The organism is Acidobacteriota bacterium, assembly GCA_030697165.1.
GTDB lineage: Bacteria > Acidobacteriota > Vicinamibacteria > Vicinamibacterales > UBA2999 > 12-FULL-67-14b.
The window spans coordinates 178,826-194,259 of the sequence record JAUYQQ010000002.1 but is presented as its reverse complement, the minus strand read 5'-3'; the positions used below and the strand labels follow the sequence as shown (position 1 = coordinate 194,259).

The following is a 15,434-nucleotide window of genomic DNA, read 5'->3' as shown; positions in this document are numbered from 1 at the left end:
CGCTCTGCTCGCTCCTGGGGACGCGAATTCACGGCGTTGATGTCATCGGTTCGATCCCGGTCTGGTCCACCACCTCCTTAGCCTTGGGCGACTGGCGGTTTTCAAGAATGTCCTGGAGAAGACTGACCATCGGTCGCGATGGTCCTCGAAGCTTGCCGAGGGCATGGGCCCGGGGGGGCGGGTCGGCACAGTAATGGCTGTGGTTCCAGTGTAGACTTCGCCAACGGAACGCTTACGCCAGTGCAGGCTCGTTCGTCACACGCGGCTCGCTGAGGGAACGGCATGACCCTTCAACGCGGAACCAGGCTCGGACCCTATGAAGTTGTGTCGCTTCTCGGCCACGGTGGCATGGGCGAGGTCTACCGCGCGCGCGATGAGAGGCTCAATCGCGACGTCGCCATCAAGGTCCTGCCACAGCATCTCGCAGGTGACATTGAGCGGCTGGCGCGGCTCCGCCGCGAGGCCCAGGTTCTTGCGTCGCTGAATGATCCGAACATCGCGCACATTCATGGCCTCGAAGAGACGAACGGAGTGCCCGCGCTCATCCTGGAGCTCGTCGAAGGATCCACACTTGCGGAGCGCCTGGCGAACAGCTCGCTGCCGCTTTCTGAGGCAATCGGAGTCGCAAGGCAGATCGCCGACGGTCTCGAGGCGGCGCATGAGAAGGGCGTCATCCACCGTGACCTGAAGCCCGCCAACGTCAAGATCACTCCTGACGGCACCGTGAAGCTTCTCGACTTCGGGCTGGCCAAAGCCGTGTCTGCGGATGGCCCAGAGCCCGATTTGTCAATGGTCACGACCGCGAACACCGAGGCGGGCGTGGTGCTCGGAACCGCCGCGTACATGAGCCCTGAACAGGCGCGCGGGCGACCGGTCGACAAGCGTACCGATATCTGGGCGTTTGGATGCGTGCTCTTCGAGATGCTGTCCGGGCGGCGGCCCTTTGGCGGTGAGACGCTGTCAGACACGATCGCCGGCATTCTGACTCGGGACCCGGACTGGGAAGCCCTGCCGCCTGATTTGCCAGCCAACATTCATGTGCTCTTGCGCCGTAGCCTCGAGAAGGACAGCAAGCGCCGCTTGCGCGATATCGGCGACGCCCGCATCGAACTCGACGACGCAAGAGGCGCGCCTGCTGGCCACGTCCCTCAAGAGCAGCCCACGGCCGTCACTCGGAGGACCGCAATCGCCGCAGTGGCCGGTGCTGCGGCCGGCGCGGCGGCGACGGGCCTGCTGGCCGTCAGCCGCTATCGCAACGACGCCACGCCGCGCAAGCTGGGACGCTTCGCGATCCCGTTGCCGGGCGCAAGTGTCATTACGGTCGGCTTCAACAAGCGGGTCGCCATCTCGCCGGACGGGACGTACTTGGCCTGCAACCCGGTGCCGCAAGGCAACGCCGCCAACATCTTCATCCGGTCGAAAGGCGACCTGGAAATGCGACCGCTTGTGGAAGGTGCTCGCGGCGTGCCGTTCTTCTCGCACGACTCTCGTTGGGTGGGCTATTTCACGACCGACGCCCCGTGGCGACTGCAGAAGGTCGCGCTGAGCGGCGGTGGAGCGACGACGCTTTGCCGCACCGAAAATTTCGCAGGAGCGACTTGGGCGGCCGACGACATGATCTATTTCGTCCCGGCCGTGCCGGGAGGACTGGTTCGCGTCGCGGCCGCGGGCGGCGATCCCGTCTCGGTGGTGAAGATCGATCTCGATCGCGGTGAACGCCTCTTCAAGTTTCCGCACGCGCTCCCTGGCGGCACGGCCATGCTGCTCACAGTCGGAACGGTTGACAGCGAATCATTCGACGATGCCCAGATCGTGGTTGTCTCGCTGCGGACGGGCGAAAGACGGGTGCTGATCCAGGGCGGTACTAGCCCGTGTTATTCACCCACGGGCCACGTCGTCTACGCGCGCAACGGCAGTCTGTTCGCGGTCCCTTTCGATCTGAACCGGCTGGAAGTCACCGGCCAGCCGGTGATGGTGCTGGAAGGCGTGCTGATGAGTCGTAACTCGGGTGTCGCGAACTTCGAGATTTCACTGACGGGCGACCTCGTCTACGTCCCTGGCCGCGCGGTCGGCGGGTCCCGTACACTGCACTGGGTTGATCGCAGCGGCCGTCCCGAGCCACTTTCGCTGCCGCCGCGAGCCTTTCTCCATCCGCGCCTCTCGCCTGACGCGACACGGTTGGCGATCGAGGTCGAGGGACCCGATCACGATGTGCACGTCTATGACTTCCGCAGTGGCGTGTTCTCGAACCTCACCGCCGACGGCGTCAGCCACTGGCCCGTCTGGTCGCCGGATGGACTTCGGATTGGCTATCGTTCGGGGCCGATGGGGCGCTTCCGCTTATTCGAAGTACCCGCCGACCGCAGCGCCCCCGCCAAGCAGGTCCTCACGACAGACATATCCCAAAGTCCGGGGTCTTACTCGCCGGATGGCCGTGCGATCGTGTTCACGATGAACCTGCAGACCTCAGCGCCGCCGAAGATCGCGGTGATCTCGCTCGACGGCGATCAGAAGCCCCGGCCGCTCGACGATTCCCGGTACGCGCAGGGGTCGCCCAAGATCTCGCCGGACGGCCGCTATCTCGCCTATTGCACGAACGAAACCGGGCGGCCTCAAGTGTACGTTCGGGCCTTTCCCGGACCAGGACCCACGACCCAGGTCTCGACCGAAGGTGGTACCGATCCGGTCTGGAGACGAGACGGCCGCGAGTTGTTCTATCGCAATGGCGACAGCATGATGGTGGTTCCGCTTGCGGCCGGTCCGGACTTCGTCAACGGTCGGCCCGAGCTATTGTGGAAGGGCAGCTACTCGCACGGTATGAGTAGCTCGTGCGGTCCCCCCGGCCTGACCTCGTCCAACTACGACGTCACGCCTGACGGTCTGCGATTCCTGATGGTCAGGGACGAGGACGTGGAGAAAGAGACCGCGCGCGAGTTCATCCTCGTCCAGGGCTGGGGCGACGAGCTGTCCCGCTTGTCCACGCGCAGCTGAAACGCTCTGCGCTGCGCGAAGATCCTCCGCTCCATGATCCAGGCGGAGGTTGTCCACCGTAGCGGCGAAGCCGCGTAGGTGGACCTCCCCTCCCAGTCAATTCGGAGCTACGGTTGGCAGGCCCACTTCCCGAGGCCCCACTCCTACCTCTACCCAATTGTTTCTGCTGGCTTGGGCGAAGATTCTTCCAGAGTTCCTCTTACTGCGCTGCGACGTGGGGATGCCGCTGGTAATGCTGCCGCAATAGATCCTTGCCGTAGTCGTTGCCGTTCGGGGTACGCATCACGGCATGAATGTGCTCCCGAAACGGCACGCCCGGCGGATACAAGTGACGCAGGCCCACCGGCGTCTGGTGATCGAACTCGATCAACAGCACGGGGCTGTGCACGCGGTAGTAGAACACGGCGTCGGCGTCGGTCTTGCCGATCCACGCAAAATAGGTGCGATCGAGATGCGCTTTGACCTCTGCCATCCGCACCGCTGCATGGCCTTCGCGCATGTTGCCCACGTACTGCTCGATCAAATCCAGCAGCGCCTGCCGTTGTGAGCCGTTCAAGTCGCTCCCCCGCACACCGGCATAGTCGAGCACGACGTTGTCCTGCCACGCCTGCGTCAGGATGTTGTTGCCGGTCTTCGCGACGTTCAGTACCGCCTGGCTGCGTTGCGCCTCGGTGAGCGCGTTCACCAGCGCCAGGCCCTTGCGCGCTTCGTCGATCAGGATCTCGGTGCCCGCATATTTCCCGCTCTTCGCCACCACCGGCTCGGATCCGACAAACAGGGGTGACATCACCACCTGGTCGCCCAGCACGAAGTAGTTGACGATGCCGTGATGGCCGTCGAACTGCCAGCCCCACGGTTCGGTCGCCGACGGCGCGCCCATCACGGTCAGGTGATACCGGCCCTCGTTGTGCGCGGTGAAGTCGTTGTTCTGCAATTCACCGAGCGTGTGGTTCAGCTTCCTGATGTTCTCGGTCAATGTCAGGCCGCGGGCGCTGAGGCTGGCCCGCATCATCCCGAGCGCCGCCTCGCGTTGAGCGTCGCTCATCTCACCGAAGCTGACGCCGCGCGCCCAATAGGAACTCTGGTTGGCCCAGCTGCGCCACTCGTCGGAATCGTGCGCAAAGGTCGACTTCTGGCGCTGCTCCGCCGTGAGCGAGGCCAGGAAGGTCTCGGCCGCCTTGCGCACCGGCTCGGTAGAGACGCCCGTGGACTTGAGGCTGAACAGACCCGGCTCGACCTGCCCGTTGGCGGTGATGCCCTTGAACGGCACGGCCAGTTCCTTGACTTCGAGCGCGCGCGAGCGCTGCTCTGGACTGGTTTGCTCCGCAAACGCCCAGGCGCCAAGCATCGTGCCGATCACGAGGGTGTGGGTGAGCAGCCTTCTCATGACGGCAAGTCTACACTGCGGGTCGTTGCGAAGCGTGACCGCGGCGCGTCATGAGCGCCTCCACCTGTCTGAGCCATTTGGCGATTCTGCACCCATCATCCCCACAGCCCCAACGCACGCCGCACGGCGACGATCTGGCCGAGATGATACGCGTTGTGATCGGCCATCAAGAGGATGGCGCGCAGGTAGGACTGGTGTCCTGTGCCCTTCGGGACCAGCGCGTGGAGATCGACGGCCTCATCTCGCACCAGGTCCTTGAGCCGCTCGCGGTCCGCCTTGAAGCCGGCCACGCTGTCGTCCCACGCCTGCGCATAGGCCGGCGCGGCCTGCGGCCAGTAGTCGTCCGGCCACTTCATCGCGTGCACGTAGTTCGGGTTCAGGCAGAAGTCGAGCACGTCGACCTGCGCAAGGCGCATGTGCTCAACCAGCTGCCAGACGGAGTACGCGATGCCGGGCGCCAACGCCCCTCGCTGATCCGGCGGCAGGCCGTCGATGGCCTTGTCGAACCCAACGTGCGCCTCTTCCCAGTCGAGGACGCGCGCGAGCTGCAGTCGAAGGGGATCTGAGGTGTTCGTGTCTGTCATTGTTAGATCTATTCACCGCTCAGGGCCGGAACCTGTCGTCGGACCGTGCGGAATTCCCCGGTCGCTGGCTCACCTTCCAAAGCGCGCGCGACAGACCTCCGCAGAGCACCGCTCCCAGCCCCACGCCCACCGCCACCATGGCCAGCACTGCAGGACCAGGGAGACTGTCATGCCCGAAAGTCGCGGCCGCATAGACCAGCATTACGCAGTAGACGGCAAGTGTCGCGGAGGCGATTGCGCAACCAATCGCGATGACGCGTGTGGCGATTGATAGCACTCCACGTAGTTGGCTAGTCAAGGCGTCGCAATCATACATGACCGCTCGAAGAGAGAGCGGGCCTGGCGGCAAGCGGATGACGAGGTCACGCACGCTCCACCGCCGCAAGCAACGACAGCAGTGCGGGCCAGTCGGGCACGACCGTGATCTCAGGCAGCCAGTGGAATACATTGCCCCGGGCTCCGACCACGATTACCCGCTTGCCGCGGGCCAGCGCATAGCCGGTCTCGACGTGCCGGCCGCCACGGCCGATGCTACACGCCTCCGCAGGGTTGAAGACCACTACCAGGTCGGACCGGTCGATGTCCTCGAAATCCTGCCGCGCGATGCCGCTGAGCCGGGTCTCGGCTCCCGGGTCGGACGCCTGCGCCGTCGCCGGCCCGGCCGCGGCTGAATCGAGCCATCGCGACGTCACGCAGTAGCGGGCCTCTTGCAATTGCTGGCGGACTTCGCACAGCCTCGCCCCGTCTTCAAACTGGCCGCTCAAGTAAATCCGCGTCGGCATCAAAATCAACCCCTCCGCGACATGTCCGCCGTAGCCTTGGCGAAGGTGGAAGCGCCGAGCCCCAACGCGCTAGCGCCTACCCCTTCGGCACCGGCTTGATCGCCGGGAACAACGCCCCGGAACCGACCATCTCCTTCACCAGTCCTGGCACCTTGGCCACCACCGCGTTCGCCTGATCGATCACTCCGGGCAGCGCCGCCTTCACCTCGCGGATCTGCATCAGTTGGGTGTTGGTCGGCGTCGCGGTCGCGTTCATCACGGCGTTCTTTAGCTGGCCGATGCGGCCGCGCACGTTCTCGGTGTTGCCGCCGCCCCCGCCACCGAAGCCCTGCTGGCCGAGGCCCAGCCGCCGGCGAACCGCTTCGAACTCCTTCACCACCGCATCAAGCTGCTGCTTGACGTTCGGCGACAGCGTGGCGCCGCGCGTTTGCTGCTGCAACACGCCAACCTGCGCGAACGCGGTCTGCACCATCTCGGCTGCGGCGTTGGCCTTAGCCTGCTGATCGTGCAGGTCTCTCGCGGTGTCGAACCACATCCGGCGATCGGCGTCGGTGATCTGGATCTCGGGGTCGCCCTTCACCACCACGTCGATCGTCTGGGCGTCGCGGCCGTTCACGTTCAGCGTCGCCTTGTAGGTGCCCGGCAGCACGTACGGACCGTTGTTGCCGCCGCCACCGAATCCCCCACCACCCCCACCCGCCCCACCAGCCCCACCAGCCCCAGGAGGCGGCGGCACCGGCACCAGCGGCTGCACCCGCAGATCCCATTTCAGGATGTTGAGGCCCGCCTTGTTGGCATCTCGCACGACCTCGCCCGACAGTTCGCGCACGACGTCGCCGCGGCCATCCTTGATGATGAACTTGACGTCCTTCGCATCGCCCTTGAGCCGGTAGGCCAGCGTCGCGCCCGCCACCGGGTTCTGACCGAGGAACAGTCGATCGCCTTCGAAGCCTTTCATCTGATCGTTCGCGGGATTCATGATCGCCGCCGGCTCGGCGTCGAACAGGAACGCGTCGGCGCCTTCCGACTTCGCCCACTGCTGGATCGGCGTGACGTCATCGAGAATCCAGATGCCACGCGCGTGGCTGCCCAGAATCAGGTCGTTGTCGCGCGGATGCTGCTTGATTTCATAGATCGGCATCGTCGGCAGGTTGGCCTTGATGCGCGTCCACTGGCCGCCCCGGTTGAGTGACACCCACAGGCCGGTTTCGGTGCCGAGATACAGAATGTCGGCGTTCTTGCGATCCTCGGCCAGGCCGCGGACGACCTCGCCCTTCGGCAGGTTGCTGACAATCGAGCGCCACGTGGCGCCGTAATCGGTGGTGGCGAAGACATAGGTGTTGAAGTCGCCACCACGGTGGCCGTCGAACGACACGTACGCGGTGGCCGGGGCCGAGCGCGAGGGCACGACGTCGGACACGTAGGTCCACTTCGGCACGCCGGAGATCTTTGACGTGACGTTGGTCCAGGTCTTGCCGGCATCCTGCGTGACGCTCACCACACCGTCGTCACTGCCCACCCACACCACGCCCTGCCGCGCGGCCGATTCCTCGAGGGTGACGATGTTGCCGAACGAGCCGACGCCGTCGTTCTTGGCAATGCGAACATCGGGACCCGCGACACCCATGATCGACAGGGTCTCGCGATCGGTGTTGGTCGTCAGGTCGGGACTGATCGGCTGGTACGAGCGCCCGCGATCGGTGGACTTCAGCACCATGTTGGCGCCGATGTAGATGGTCGAGGCGTCAAACGGCGACAATTGCATCGCGGTGTCCCAGTTGAACCGGTACGGCGCCTCACCCGGCTTCAGTTCCGCCGGCTCGGGCCGAATCACCTGCCGCTCGTTGGTCTGGCGGTCCACGCGGCTCATGCGGCCGTCCTGCGACTCGGCATAGACGATGCGTGCATCGGTGGGGTCCATCAAGGGCTGGAAGCCGTCGCCGCCGTTGATGACGTACCAGTTGTCGTTGTGGATGCCGCTGTTGGTGCGCACCGCGCTCGGCCCACACCAGGTGTTGTTGTCCTGCAGGCCGGTGCACACGTGATACGGCGTCTGCATGTCGAACTCGACGTGGTACGACTGCGCGCCGAGCAGGTTGGGCATCCAGCCCCAGGTCGCCGAGCGGTCGTACGAAATGCTGACGCCCCCGTCGTTGCCGATCACGATGTGCTTCGGGTTGGCCGGGTTGATCCACATGGCATGGTGATCCACGTGGATGCGCGCCGCGCCGTCATTTCGGAAGGTCCGCCCGCCATCGTCCGAGATGTGGAGCTGTACACCCAAGACGTAAATGCGCGAGTCGGTCTGCGGGTCGATGCGGATCTGGCTGAAGTACATCGGCCGCGGGTTGACGTCGCTCAGCTTGCGCCAGCTCCCGCCCGCATCGTCGGTCCGGTAGACGCCGTTCTCGCCGGGGATTTCGGCCACCGCGTAGAGCACGTTCGGATTGGCGCGGTAGATCGCCAGACCGATGCGGCCCTTGGGACCGGCCGGCAGGCCGCCTTCGACGCGCGCCCAGGTCAGGCCCGCGTCGGTGGACTTCCAGATGCCGCTGCCCGGGCCGCCGCCGTTCATGCCCCACTGCTGGCGGCGCCGCTGATAGGTGGCGGCGTAGAGCGTCTTGTTGTTCAGCGGATCGATCACCAGGTCGGTGGCGCCGGTATCGTCGTCCACGTGCAGCACGCGGGTCCACGTCTGGCCGCCGTCGGCGGTCTTGAACACGCCACGATCGCCGCCAGGGCCCCACAGGTCGCCGGTGGCGGCGACATAGACGACGTTGAAGTCGATCGGGTCGATGATGATGCGCGCCACCTGCTTGCTGGTGGCGAGGCCCATGTTCTTCCAGGTGCGGCCGCCGTCGGTGGTCTTGTAGACGCCGTCGCCCCACGACGAACTCTGGCGGTTGTTGGCCTCGCCGGTGCCGGCCCACACCAGGTTCGGATCGGTTTGCGAAATGGCGATGGCGCCGATCGAGCCGCTGCCGTAGTTGTCGAACACCGGCGTGAACGTCGTGCCGGCGTTGGTCGTCTTGTAGATTCCCGAGGTCGCCATCGCGACGTAAAACGTCGCCGGATCGCTTTCGAGCACCGCCAGGTCATCGACGCGGCCCGACGGCGTGGCCGGCCCGATCGATCGGAAGTACAGCCGATCGAGCGGCCCGGTGCCGGTCGAGTTGGTGGTCATGATCGGCGTGACCGGCGGCGGCGCCTGGGCGACGAGCGCAACGGTGGTGAAACACAACGAGAACAAGGCAAGAGCAAGTCGAATCCGTGTCATATCAGTCCCTGATCCCCGATCCCTGATCCCTGATCCCTGATCCCTGATCCCTGACTTACTTACCGGTGACCTCGTCGTAGCAGATGCCGAGCACGAAGGCGAGGGTGAGGCGCGCGTTGGGCGAGACGTTGTCTTCAAAGCCCTTGAGCACCGGCAACTTCTGAACTTCTTCTTTCGACTGGCCGGCCTTGGCGCCGGCGCGCGCGTGCTCCAGCACAGCGGTCAGGTAGTTGCGGAAGTGCATCACCTCGGCCTTGGTGTTGCGAACCACGTTGTCCTTGGCGTGGCCGGCAATGAAGATGGTGTCGTTTGAGGCACGGTTGCTGACCGCTTCGAGCACCTTGATCCAGTTGGCGACGCTGGCGCCCTGTGGTCGGTCGATGTTTGGGTGCGCACGGTTGAACAGCAGGTCGCCCATGTGCATGACGTTGGCGCGCTGGAAGTGAATCACCGCGTCGCCGTTGGTGTGGGCGGCGCCGTAGTAACGGGCTTCGATGGTCTCGTCGCCAAATTTCTCCGTCCAGGTGTCGGTGAACGTCGCCGTGGCGTACGCCTGCTGGTCAACCGTCTTGGCCGCCTCGGTCACCTCTTTGTGCGACTTCAGGCAGTTGGCATGAGCCACGATCTTGCTGACGCCGTAGGCCTTGTTGCCGCCGGTGTGGTCGCCGTGGTGATGCGTGTTGAGCAGCATGGCAATGCCCTTGGGCGCGCGCTGCTTCAGGCCCGCCGCGCAGATCTCGGCGGTGTTCATGAACTGGCTGTCGACCGCGACGGCTCCGTCAGCGTTGACAAGATAGCCAATCGTGCCTCCGGAACCCATGAACATGCCGACGCCCCGCCGCAGTTCGGTGAACGAGGTGACGGGCGGAGCGGCCGCAGCGGGCTGAAAGGCAAATGCGGAATCAGCAACGGCCAAGCCGGCGACGCCGGCGGCGGTGGTCGAAATAAAGGCTCTACGGTTCATTACTTTCCTCCAAACAAATAGTCGAGCGCGAGGTTGGTCATCGCCTTTACGCCGACGGGCAATGCCGACTCGTCGGCGAAGAACAGCGGTGAGTGATTCTGCGGTACTTTCGTGTGGTCCTGGTCACGCGGTGTCACGCCCAGAAAGAAGAACAGTCCCGGCACCTTCTGTTGAAAGAACGAGAAGTCCTCGGCCGTTCCGGTCAGGGGGCCAAGCCTCACGTTCTCGGCACCGGCGGCCCGCCGCAACGTGGGCAGCATGCGTTCGGTCAGCGCCGGGTTGTTGATGGTCACCGGGTAGTTCGCGCCGAAGCCGATGTCCACCGTCGCGGTCGCACCTGCCGCTTCGGCGTAGTGGGTGGCGATCGAGCGAATGCGCGCGTGGATGTCCTTGCGCACACCTTCGTCGAACGTGCGGATCGTCCCTTCCAGCTCCACCATCTCGGGCACGATGTTCGAGCGGTTGCCGCCGGTGAAGCGGCCGACGGTGACGACCGCGGGCGCTTCAGTGATGTTGACGGTGCGGCTGATGATCGTTTGCAAGCCCATCACGACTTGCGAGCCGATCACGATGGGGTCGATGCCGCCCCACGGCACGGCGCCATGGGTCTGGCGGCCCTTGATCCGAATCAGGAACGATTCGGCACTCGCCATCAATGGCCCGGACCGGTAGACGATCGTGCCGGCGGGATAGGGAAACACGTGCAGCCCGAAGACGGCATCCACCTTCGGATTCTCGAGCACGTTCTCTTTCACCATCTGCTCGGCGCCGCCGGTCTCACCTGGCGGCGGACCTTCTTCGGCCGGCTGAAAGATCACCTTCACGGTCCCCGGCAGGCGGTCCTTCATGCGCGCGAGGGCGGTGGCGGTGCCAAGGAGAATCGCCATGTGGTTGTCGTGACCACACGCGTGCATCACGCCAACTTCCTGTCCGTTCCACTGGGTCTTGACGGTGGACTTGAACGGCAGGTCGCCCTGCTCGGTCACGGGCAAGCCGTCCATGTCGGCGCGCAGCGCCACGACCGGGCCCGGAAGGGCGCCCTTGAGCACCCCGACGACACCGGTGGTGGCCACGCCGGTGGTCACCTCGAAGCCGAGCTTTCGCAGTTCGTCGGCGATGACCTTGGCGGTTCGGGTCTCGCGATTTCCCAGTTCGGGGTTCTTGTGAAAGTCGCGACGCCACGCCACGACTTGCGGGTTGAGCTCAACCGACAGCCGGTCTGCTTCCCCTGCTAACGGATTTGGAGCCGTCTGGGCCGGCATTGGGGACGGCAGCGACAGCAACAGCGCGACGGCAAGCACGGCAGTTTTCATAGTGGTGGAGGGGATTCTACTCCCCACGAGCGCCATTCGCCCTGGCGGGCACCGGCGCGGCTGAGAGCCGCTAGATCTTCCGCCCCAGCCAGGTGAAGGGGCCGCCGGTGGGCTTACTCGCCAGCTCCTTGCCCGCCATCTTCGTGCTGACCTTCCAAACGAAGTCCATCTCGCTGTGAATGGCGCCGAGGGCCATGCGGCTTTCGACGATCAGCAGGACCGAGCCGTAGAGCATGAACAGCGACCCGAGCAGGCCCAGGACCACGGCAATCCAGGTGAAGTTGCGGGCCGCGGCCGAGACGACGGCAATGGCGACGCTGGACGCGACGAACACGCCGAGCGCGGTGTAGAAGGCCGTCATCGCCCGCTGGATCAGCCGCGCGCGCGAGGTCTGTCGATCGAGCTGCGAGAAGATCAGCTCGCGCCGCTCCGCGAACAGCTCGTCCTTCTCGGGATGGAGCGCCACCGTCTCGAACCGCTCCGACAGCACGCGCACGCGGTCGATGACCCGCCCGAGCCGCGTGCTGGTGGAGAAGATCAGCGCGCCGCAGGCCGAGATCAGCACCGCCGGCGTGATCATCGCCGTCAGGATGGCGAGTGCGTTCTGGGGAGCCTCGAGCCGCGTGAGCCAGTCCATGGGGACAGTCTAATGCCTGCCGGGAGGGAAATGCTTGTCGGGAGGGAGCCTCTCGTCGGGAGGGAACCTCTTGTCGGGATCAAGGGATGAGCACGATCTTGCCGCGGGCGCCGGGCTCCATCACCGCCACGTGCGCCCGGGCGGCGTCTCCCAATGGCATTTCCTTCCCGACCACAGGGTTGAGCGCACCGCTTTCCAGGCCGGCGACGATTGCCTGGTGCGCCCGGCGCACTTCGTCCGCGGGAATACCCCATAACGCCAGACCGTAAACCGCACAATCCTTGGTCATAATCTTACGGGCGTCGATCTCGACCCGGCCGCGATTGCCGATCACGACTATTCTGCCGCCGGGCGCCACGACAGTCAGGTCGTGATCTAGGTTCACGTTTGCGAGCATCTCCAGAATGAGATCCGGCCCGCGGCCGCCAGTCGCCGCGGTGATCCGTGCGAGGTAACCCTCGAGACGGTGATTGAAGGCGTGGTGCGCGCCCTGCTTCGCGACCTCGGCCAGTCCCTCGTCCGTTCCGGCTGTGCCGATCACGGTCAACCCCGCCGCCACCGCAAACTGCGTCGCCGCGATGCCGACGCCGCCGCTGGCGCCATGAATCAGCACCGTGTCGCCGGCGCGGGCGTTGGCCCTCCCAAAGAGCGCACGCCACGCAGTCACGTAGGGCACGAACAACCCGGCCCCTTGTGCGAAGGTGATGCGCGCCGGGAGGCGATGAACTTGCGCGGCCTCGCACACGGCGAGTTCGGCGTACGCGCCGTGCGCCTTGCCGAGCGCGGTACCGCTGATGTAGACGCGGTCGCCGGAGCTCCAACCCGACACGCCGTTACCGACCTGGTCGAGCACGCCCGCTGCGTCCGCACCAGGGGTGTACGGCAGCGCGGGCTGGATCGCATAGCCGCCCGCGCGCATGTAGGTGTCGTAGGGGTTCACGCCGACGGCGTGAATGCGAACCCGGACCTGCCCCTTGCCAGCCACGGGGTCCGGGACGTCCTCCAGCTTCAGGACATCAGGACCGCCGAACTCGTGCGCGAGAATCGCTTTCATGGGATTCGTCTGCTGTGAAAGGGAATCGGTCCCGACAAGGAGTGCCTCCCGACAAGCAGTGCCCTCCCGACAAGAGGTTCCCTCCCGTCAAGAAGTGCCCTCCCGGCAAGAATCACTTCCTGGCGAGTTCTTCGTCGATGATCTGCTTGAACGCCTCGAACGGCTGCGCGCCAATCAGGGCGCGGCCGTTGATGTACAGCGTCGGCGTCGAGTTCACGCCCATGCTCTCGCCCTGCCTCAGGCCGGCCGCGACCAGGCCGGCGTGCTTGCCCGAGTCCAGGCACTGGTTGAACGCCGTCATGTCCAGGCCGAGCGTCGTCGCGTACTGCTTGAGCGCGGGTACCGTCAGCGCCCGCTGGTTGGCGAACATCAGGTCGTGCAACTCCCAGTACTTGCCCTGTTCGTTGGCACAGTGCCCCGCCTCGGAGGCCTTCGGCGCCTGCGGATGATTGGGCAGCGGGAAATCCTTGAACACGATCTTCACCTTGTCGCCGTAGGCCTTGCGGACCTGGTCGAGGGTCGGGTTGACGCGGGCGCAGAACGGGCACTCGTAGTCGGAGAACTCGACGATGGTGATCGGCGCCGAGGCCGGGCCGCGCACCGGGTCCGCCGCGGTCGTCGCCACGGTGTAACGGGGCGGGTCGAGCATCACTTTCACGCCGGTGCTCTTGGCCTTGAGCTCTTCCACCAGTTGCGCGCGCGCCTGCTGCGTGCGCTGGCTGGCCAGGAAGTCCTTGATCTGCGGGCTGAGCTGTTCGAACGTGCGGCCTTGCGTGCGATCTTTGTTGGCCTCGAAGAACTGCGCGACCTCCTGATCGGTCACGGGCAGCGCGCGCTTGGCGGCGTCCTGTGACAGATAGGTCGCGACCGGCATGCCGGCGGCCTTCGCGGCGTCTTCGATCAGGATCTCGCCGACCACCTGGTCGAGCATGTTGCGGCGGTTCTGATACATCAACTGGGTGACGCGCGCGCGCTCGGCCGCATCGAACTCTTCCCACTTGGCGTCAACCTCGCGCAGCGTCACCTGGCGCCCGGCGACTTCGGCCACGACCTGGTCGGGGTTGCCGGCGGGGGCCGGCAGCGCTTGTCCTGCCGCGCTGGACGACTCGGAGCAGGCGGTCACCGTCAGGACGGCCAGGCTGGCCATGGCCGTGCTTCGGAGGAATCCTGAAAACGTCATCCGGTCAGCTTATCATCGGGCCCGGGCCGGGACGGCTGGTAGCCCGGGCACGTCATCACGGGCAGGACCGGATACCGGTAGAAACGCGGATCGGTCTGCGCGAGCTGGCACAGGTAGAAGGTGGACCGGCCACTATCGATGAGCCGGGCGTGGGCGCAATCACCGCACAGGCCGGGAAGTACGGCAGGCATGGGCTGCCTTTAGTGTAGGCGGCCAGGGCACGACCTTTGCTAAAGTTGGGGTGTCATGAACAGGTTGTCCTCGATTGTGTGCGCCGGCGTCCTGCTGGCGGGAACCGCTGTGCTGGCGGCGTCGGCGCAAGATCAGCCGATTTTCAAGTCGTCTGTTCGCACCGTCCCCATTTACGCCACCGTCGTGGACTCAACCGGCCGCCTGGTGCCCGATCTCGAGCGCACCGACTTCTCCATTGCTGACAACGGCAAGCCCGTCGAGGTCTCGCTGTTCTCGAACGAGTCGCAGCCCTTCACGGCGGTCGTCATGCTCGACACGAGCGCCAGCATGACGGCCAACCTGAAGCTGCTCAACCGCGCCGCGGAACAGTTCCTGCTTCGGTTGATGCCGGTGGACCGCGCGCAGGTCGGCGCGTTCAACGACAAGATCCAGTTGAGCGGCACGTTCACCAACGACCGCGACGAGCTGATCGGCGCGCTGAACGATCTCTACTTTGGCAACCCCACCCGCCTGAACGACGGCATTGCCGCCAGCCTTGACGCGCTCAAAGGCATCGACGGCCGGCGGGTCGTGCTGGTGTTCACCGACGGCGAAGACACCGCCAGCCGCGCCAGCTTCAAGAGCGTCATGGAGCAGGCCCGCGACGAAGAAGTGATGGTCTATGCGATAGGCCTGGAGTCGGAGTACTTCAACGGCGTGCGCGTCACCAAGACCCGGCCATCGCGCGACTTGCGGAAGATTGCCGACGAAACCGGCGGCGGCTACTTCGAACTCGTCAAGACGGTCGACCTGGCGCCGACGTTCACGCGCGTCGCGCAAGAACTGCGGAGCCAGTACCTGATCGGCTTTGCGCCGGTGAACCTCGACGGCAAGATCCACAAGCTCGAGGTGAAGGTGAACCGGCCCGGCATGACGGTGCGGGCGCGCCGCAGTTACCTCGCCGCGCCCGACAACCCGAAGTCGTAAGCGCTAGAAGAACGACAGCACGCCGGCGGCGAGCATCGAACCTGCGAGCAGTGCGGGAACGACCACGTGGATGGTTCCCGAGAAATTCCAATCGATGATTCTGAACA

12 protein-coding genes are annotated in these 15,434 nt (G+C 65.3%); 2 read left to right on the top strand and 10 right to left on the bottom strand.

Annotated elements, in window-relative coordinates:
• Positions 1-282: 282 nt before the first annotated feature.
• On the top strand, positions 283-2,991 hold the full coding sequence (locus tag Q8T13_02270; GenBank protein MDP3716573.1) for a protein kinase: 2,709 nt from the start codon (positions 283-285) through the stop codon (positions 2,989-2,991).
• A 199-nt stretch (positions 2,992-3,190) separates the two neighbouring features.
• On the opposite strand, the gene Q8T13_02265 is transcribed toward Q8T13_02270, so the two are convergent.
• The 10 genes from Q8T13_02265 to Q8T13_02220 all read right to left on the bottom strand — a co-directional run bounded on the left by Q8T13_02265 (position 3,191) and on the right by Q8T13_02220 (position 14,360).
• Positions 3,191-4,378, bottom strand: coding sequence for a DUF3500 domain-containing protein (locus Q8T13_02265; protein MDP3716572.1), 1,188 nt, complete (start codon positions 4,376-4,378; stop codon positions 3,191-3,193).
• Positions 4,379-4,473: 95 nt separating this feature from the next.
• Complete coding sequence (locus Q8T13_02260; protein MDP3716571.1) at positions 4,474-4,962, bottom strand: DinB family protein; 489 nt, start codon at positions 4,960-4,962, stop codon at positions 4,474-4,476.
• A 362-nt stretch (positions 4,963-5,324) separates the two neighbouring features.
• On the bottom strand, positions 5,325-5,744 hold the full coding sequence (locus tag Q8T13_02255; protein ID MDP3716570.1) for a hypothetical protein: 420 nt from the start codon (positions 5,742-5,744) through the stop codon (positions 5,325-5,327).
• A gap of 76 nt (positions 5,745-5,820) precedes the next feature.
• The gene (locus Q8T13_02250; GenBank protein MDP3716569.1) at positions 5,821-9,021 is read right to left on the bottom strand and encodes a hypothetical protein; all 3,201 of its coding nucleotides are present in this window, start codon (positions 9,019-9,021) and stop codon (positions 5,821-5,823) included.
• A 55-nt stretch (positions 9,022-9,076) separates the two neighbouring features.
• Positions 9,077-9,985: an MBL fold metallo-hydrolase gene (locus Q8T13_02245; protein MDP3716568.1), complete on the bottom strand. Its 909-nt coding sequence runs from the start codon at positions 9,983-9,985 to the stop codon at positions 9,077-9,079.
• Positions 9,985-11,298, bottom strand: a complete 1,314-nt coding sequence (locus Q8T13_02240; protein ID MDP3716567.1) for an amidohydrolase — start codon at positions 11,296-11,298, stop codon at positions 9,985-9,987. The genes Q8T13_02245 and Q8T13_02240 overlap by 1 nt, the downstream gene beginning before the upstream one ends.
• A gap of 70 nt (positions 11,299-11,368) precedes the next feature.
• The gene (locus Q8T13_02235) at positions 11,369-11,935 is read right to left on the bottom strand and encodes a DUF2721 domain-containing protein (GenBank protein ID MDP3716566.1); all 567 of its coding nucleotides are present in this window, start codon (positions 11,933-11,935) and stop codon (positions 11,369-11,371) included.
• 79 nt (positions 11,936-12,014) lie between these two features.
• A complete protein-coding gene (locus Q8T13_02230; protein ID MDP3716565.1) occupies positions 12,015-12,989 on the bottom strand; it encodes an NADPH:quinone reductase in 975 nt (324 codons plus the stop codon).
• A 112-nt stretch (positions 12,990-13,101) separates the two neighbouring features.
• The gene (locus Q8T13_02225; GenBank protein ID MDP3716564.1) at positions 13,102-14,169 is read right to left on the bottom strand and encodes a thioredoxin domain-containing protein; all 1,068 of its coding nucleotides are present in this window, start codon (positions 14,167-14,169) and stop codon (positions 13,102-13,104) included.
• Entirely contained in the window at positions 14,166-14,360 is a 195-nt protein-coding gene (locus tag Q8T13_02220; GenBank protein ID MDP3716563.1) for a hypothetical protein, read from the bottom strand. The genes Q8T13_02225 and Q8T13_02220 overlap by 4 nt, the downstream gene beginning before the upstream one ends.
• Positions 14,361-14,415: 55 nt before the next feature.
• Here Q8T13_02220 and Q8T13_02215 point away from each other — a divergent pair, with 55 nt between their 5' ends.
• Entirely contained in the window at positions 14,416-15,327 is a 912-nt protein-coding gene (locus Q8T13_02215) for a VWA domain-containing protein (GenBank protein MDP3716562.1), read from the top strand.
• Positions 15,328-15,434 lie beyond the last annotated feature (107 nt).

Coding starts and splice junctions, on each gene's coding strand:
- Q8T13_02225 (MDP3716564.1), bottom strand. CDS start 14,169: ATGACGTTTTCAGGATTCCTCCGAAGCACGGCCATGGCCAGCCTGGCC.
- Q8T13_02245 (MDP3716568.1), bottom strand. CDS start 9,985: ATGAACCGTAGAGCCTTTATTTCGACCACCGCCGCCGGCGTCGCCGGC.
- Q8T13_02265 (MDP3716572.1), bottom strand. CDS start 4,378: ATGAGAAGGCTGCTCACCCACACCCTCGTGATCGGCACGATGCTTGGC.
- Q8T13_02220 (MDP3716563.1), bottom strand. CDS start 14,360: ATGCCTGCCGTACTTCCCGGCCTGTGCGGTGATTGCGCCCACGCCCGG.
- Q8T13_02235 (MDP3716566.1), bottom strand. CDS start 11,935: ATGGACTGGCTCACGCGGCTCGAGGCTCCCCAGAACGCACTCGCCATC.
- Q8T13_02270 (MDP3716573.1), top strand. CDS start 283: ATGACCCTTCAACGCGGAACCAGGCTCGGACCCTATGAAGTTGTGTCG.
- Q8T13_02240 (MDP3716567.1), bottom strand. CDS start 11,298: ATGAAAACTGCCGTGCTTGCCGTCGCGCTGTTGCTGTCGCTGCCGTCC.
- Q8T13_02255 (MDP3716570.1), bottom strand. CDS start 5,744: ATGCCGACGCGGATTTACTTGAGCGGCCAGTTTGAAGACGGGGCGAGG.
- Q8T13_02230 (MDP3716565.1), bottom strand. CDS start 12,989: ATGAAAGCGATTCTCGCGCACGAGTTCGGCGGTCCTGATGTCCTGAAG.
- Q8T13_02260 (MDP3716571.1), bottom strand. CDS start 4,962: ATGACAGACACGAACACCTCAGATCCCCTTCGACTGCAGCTCGCGCGC.
- Q8T13_02215 (MDP3716562.1), top strand. CDS start 14,416: ATGAACAGGTTGTCCTCGATTGTGTGCGCCGGCGTCCTGCTGGCGGGA.
- Q8T13_02250 (MDP3716569.1), bottom strand. CDS start 9,021: ATGACACGGATTCGACTTGCTCTTGCCTTGTTCTCGTTGTGTTTCACC.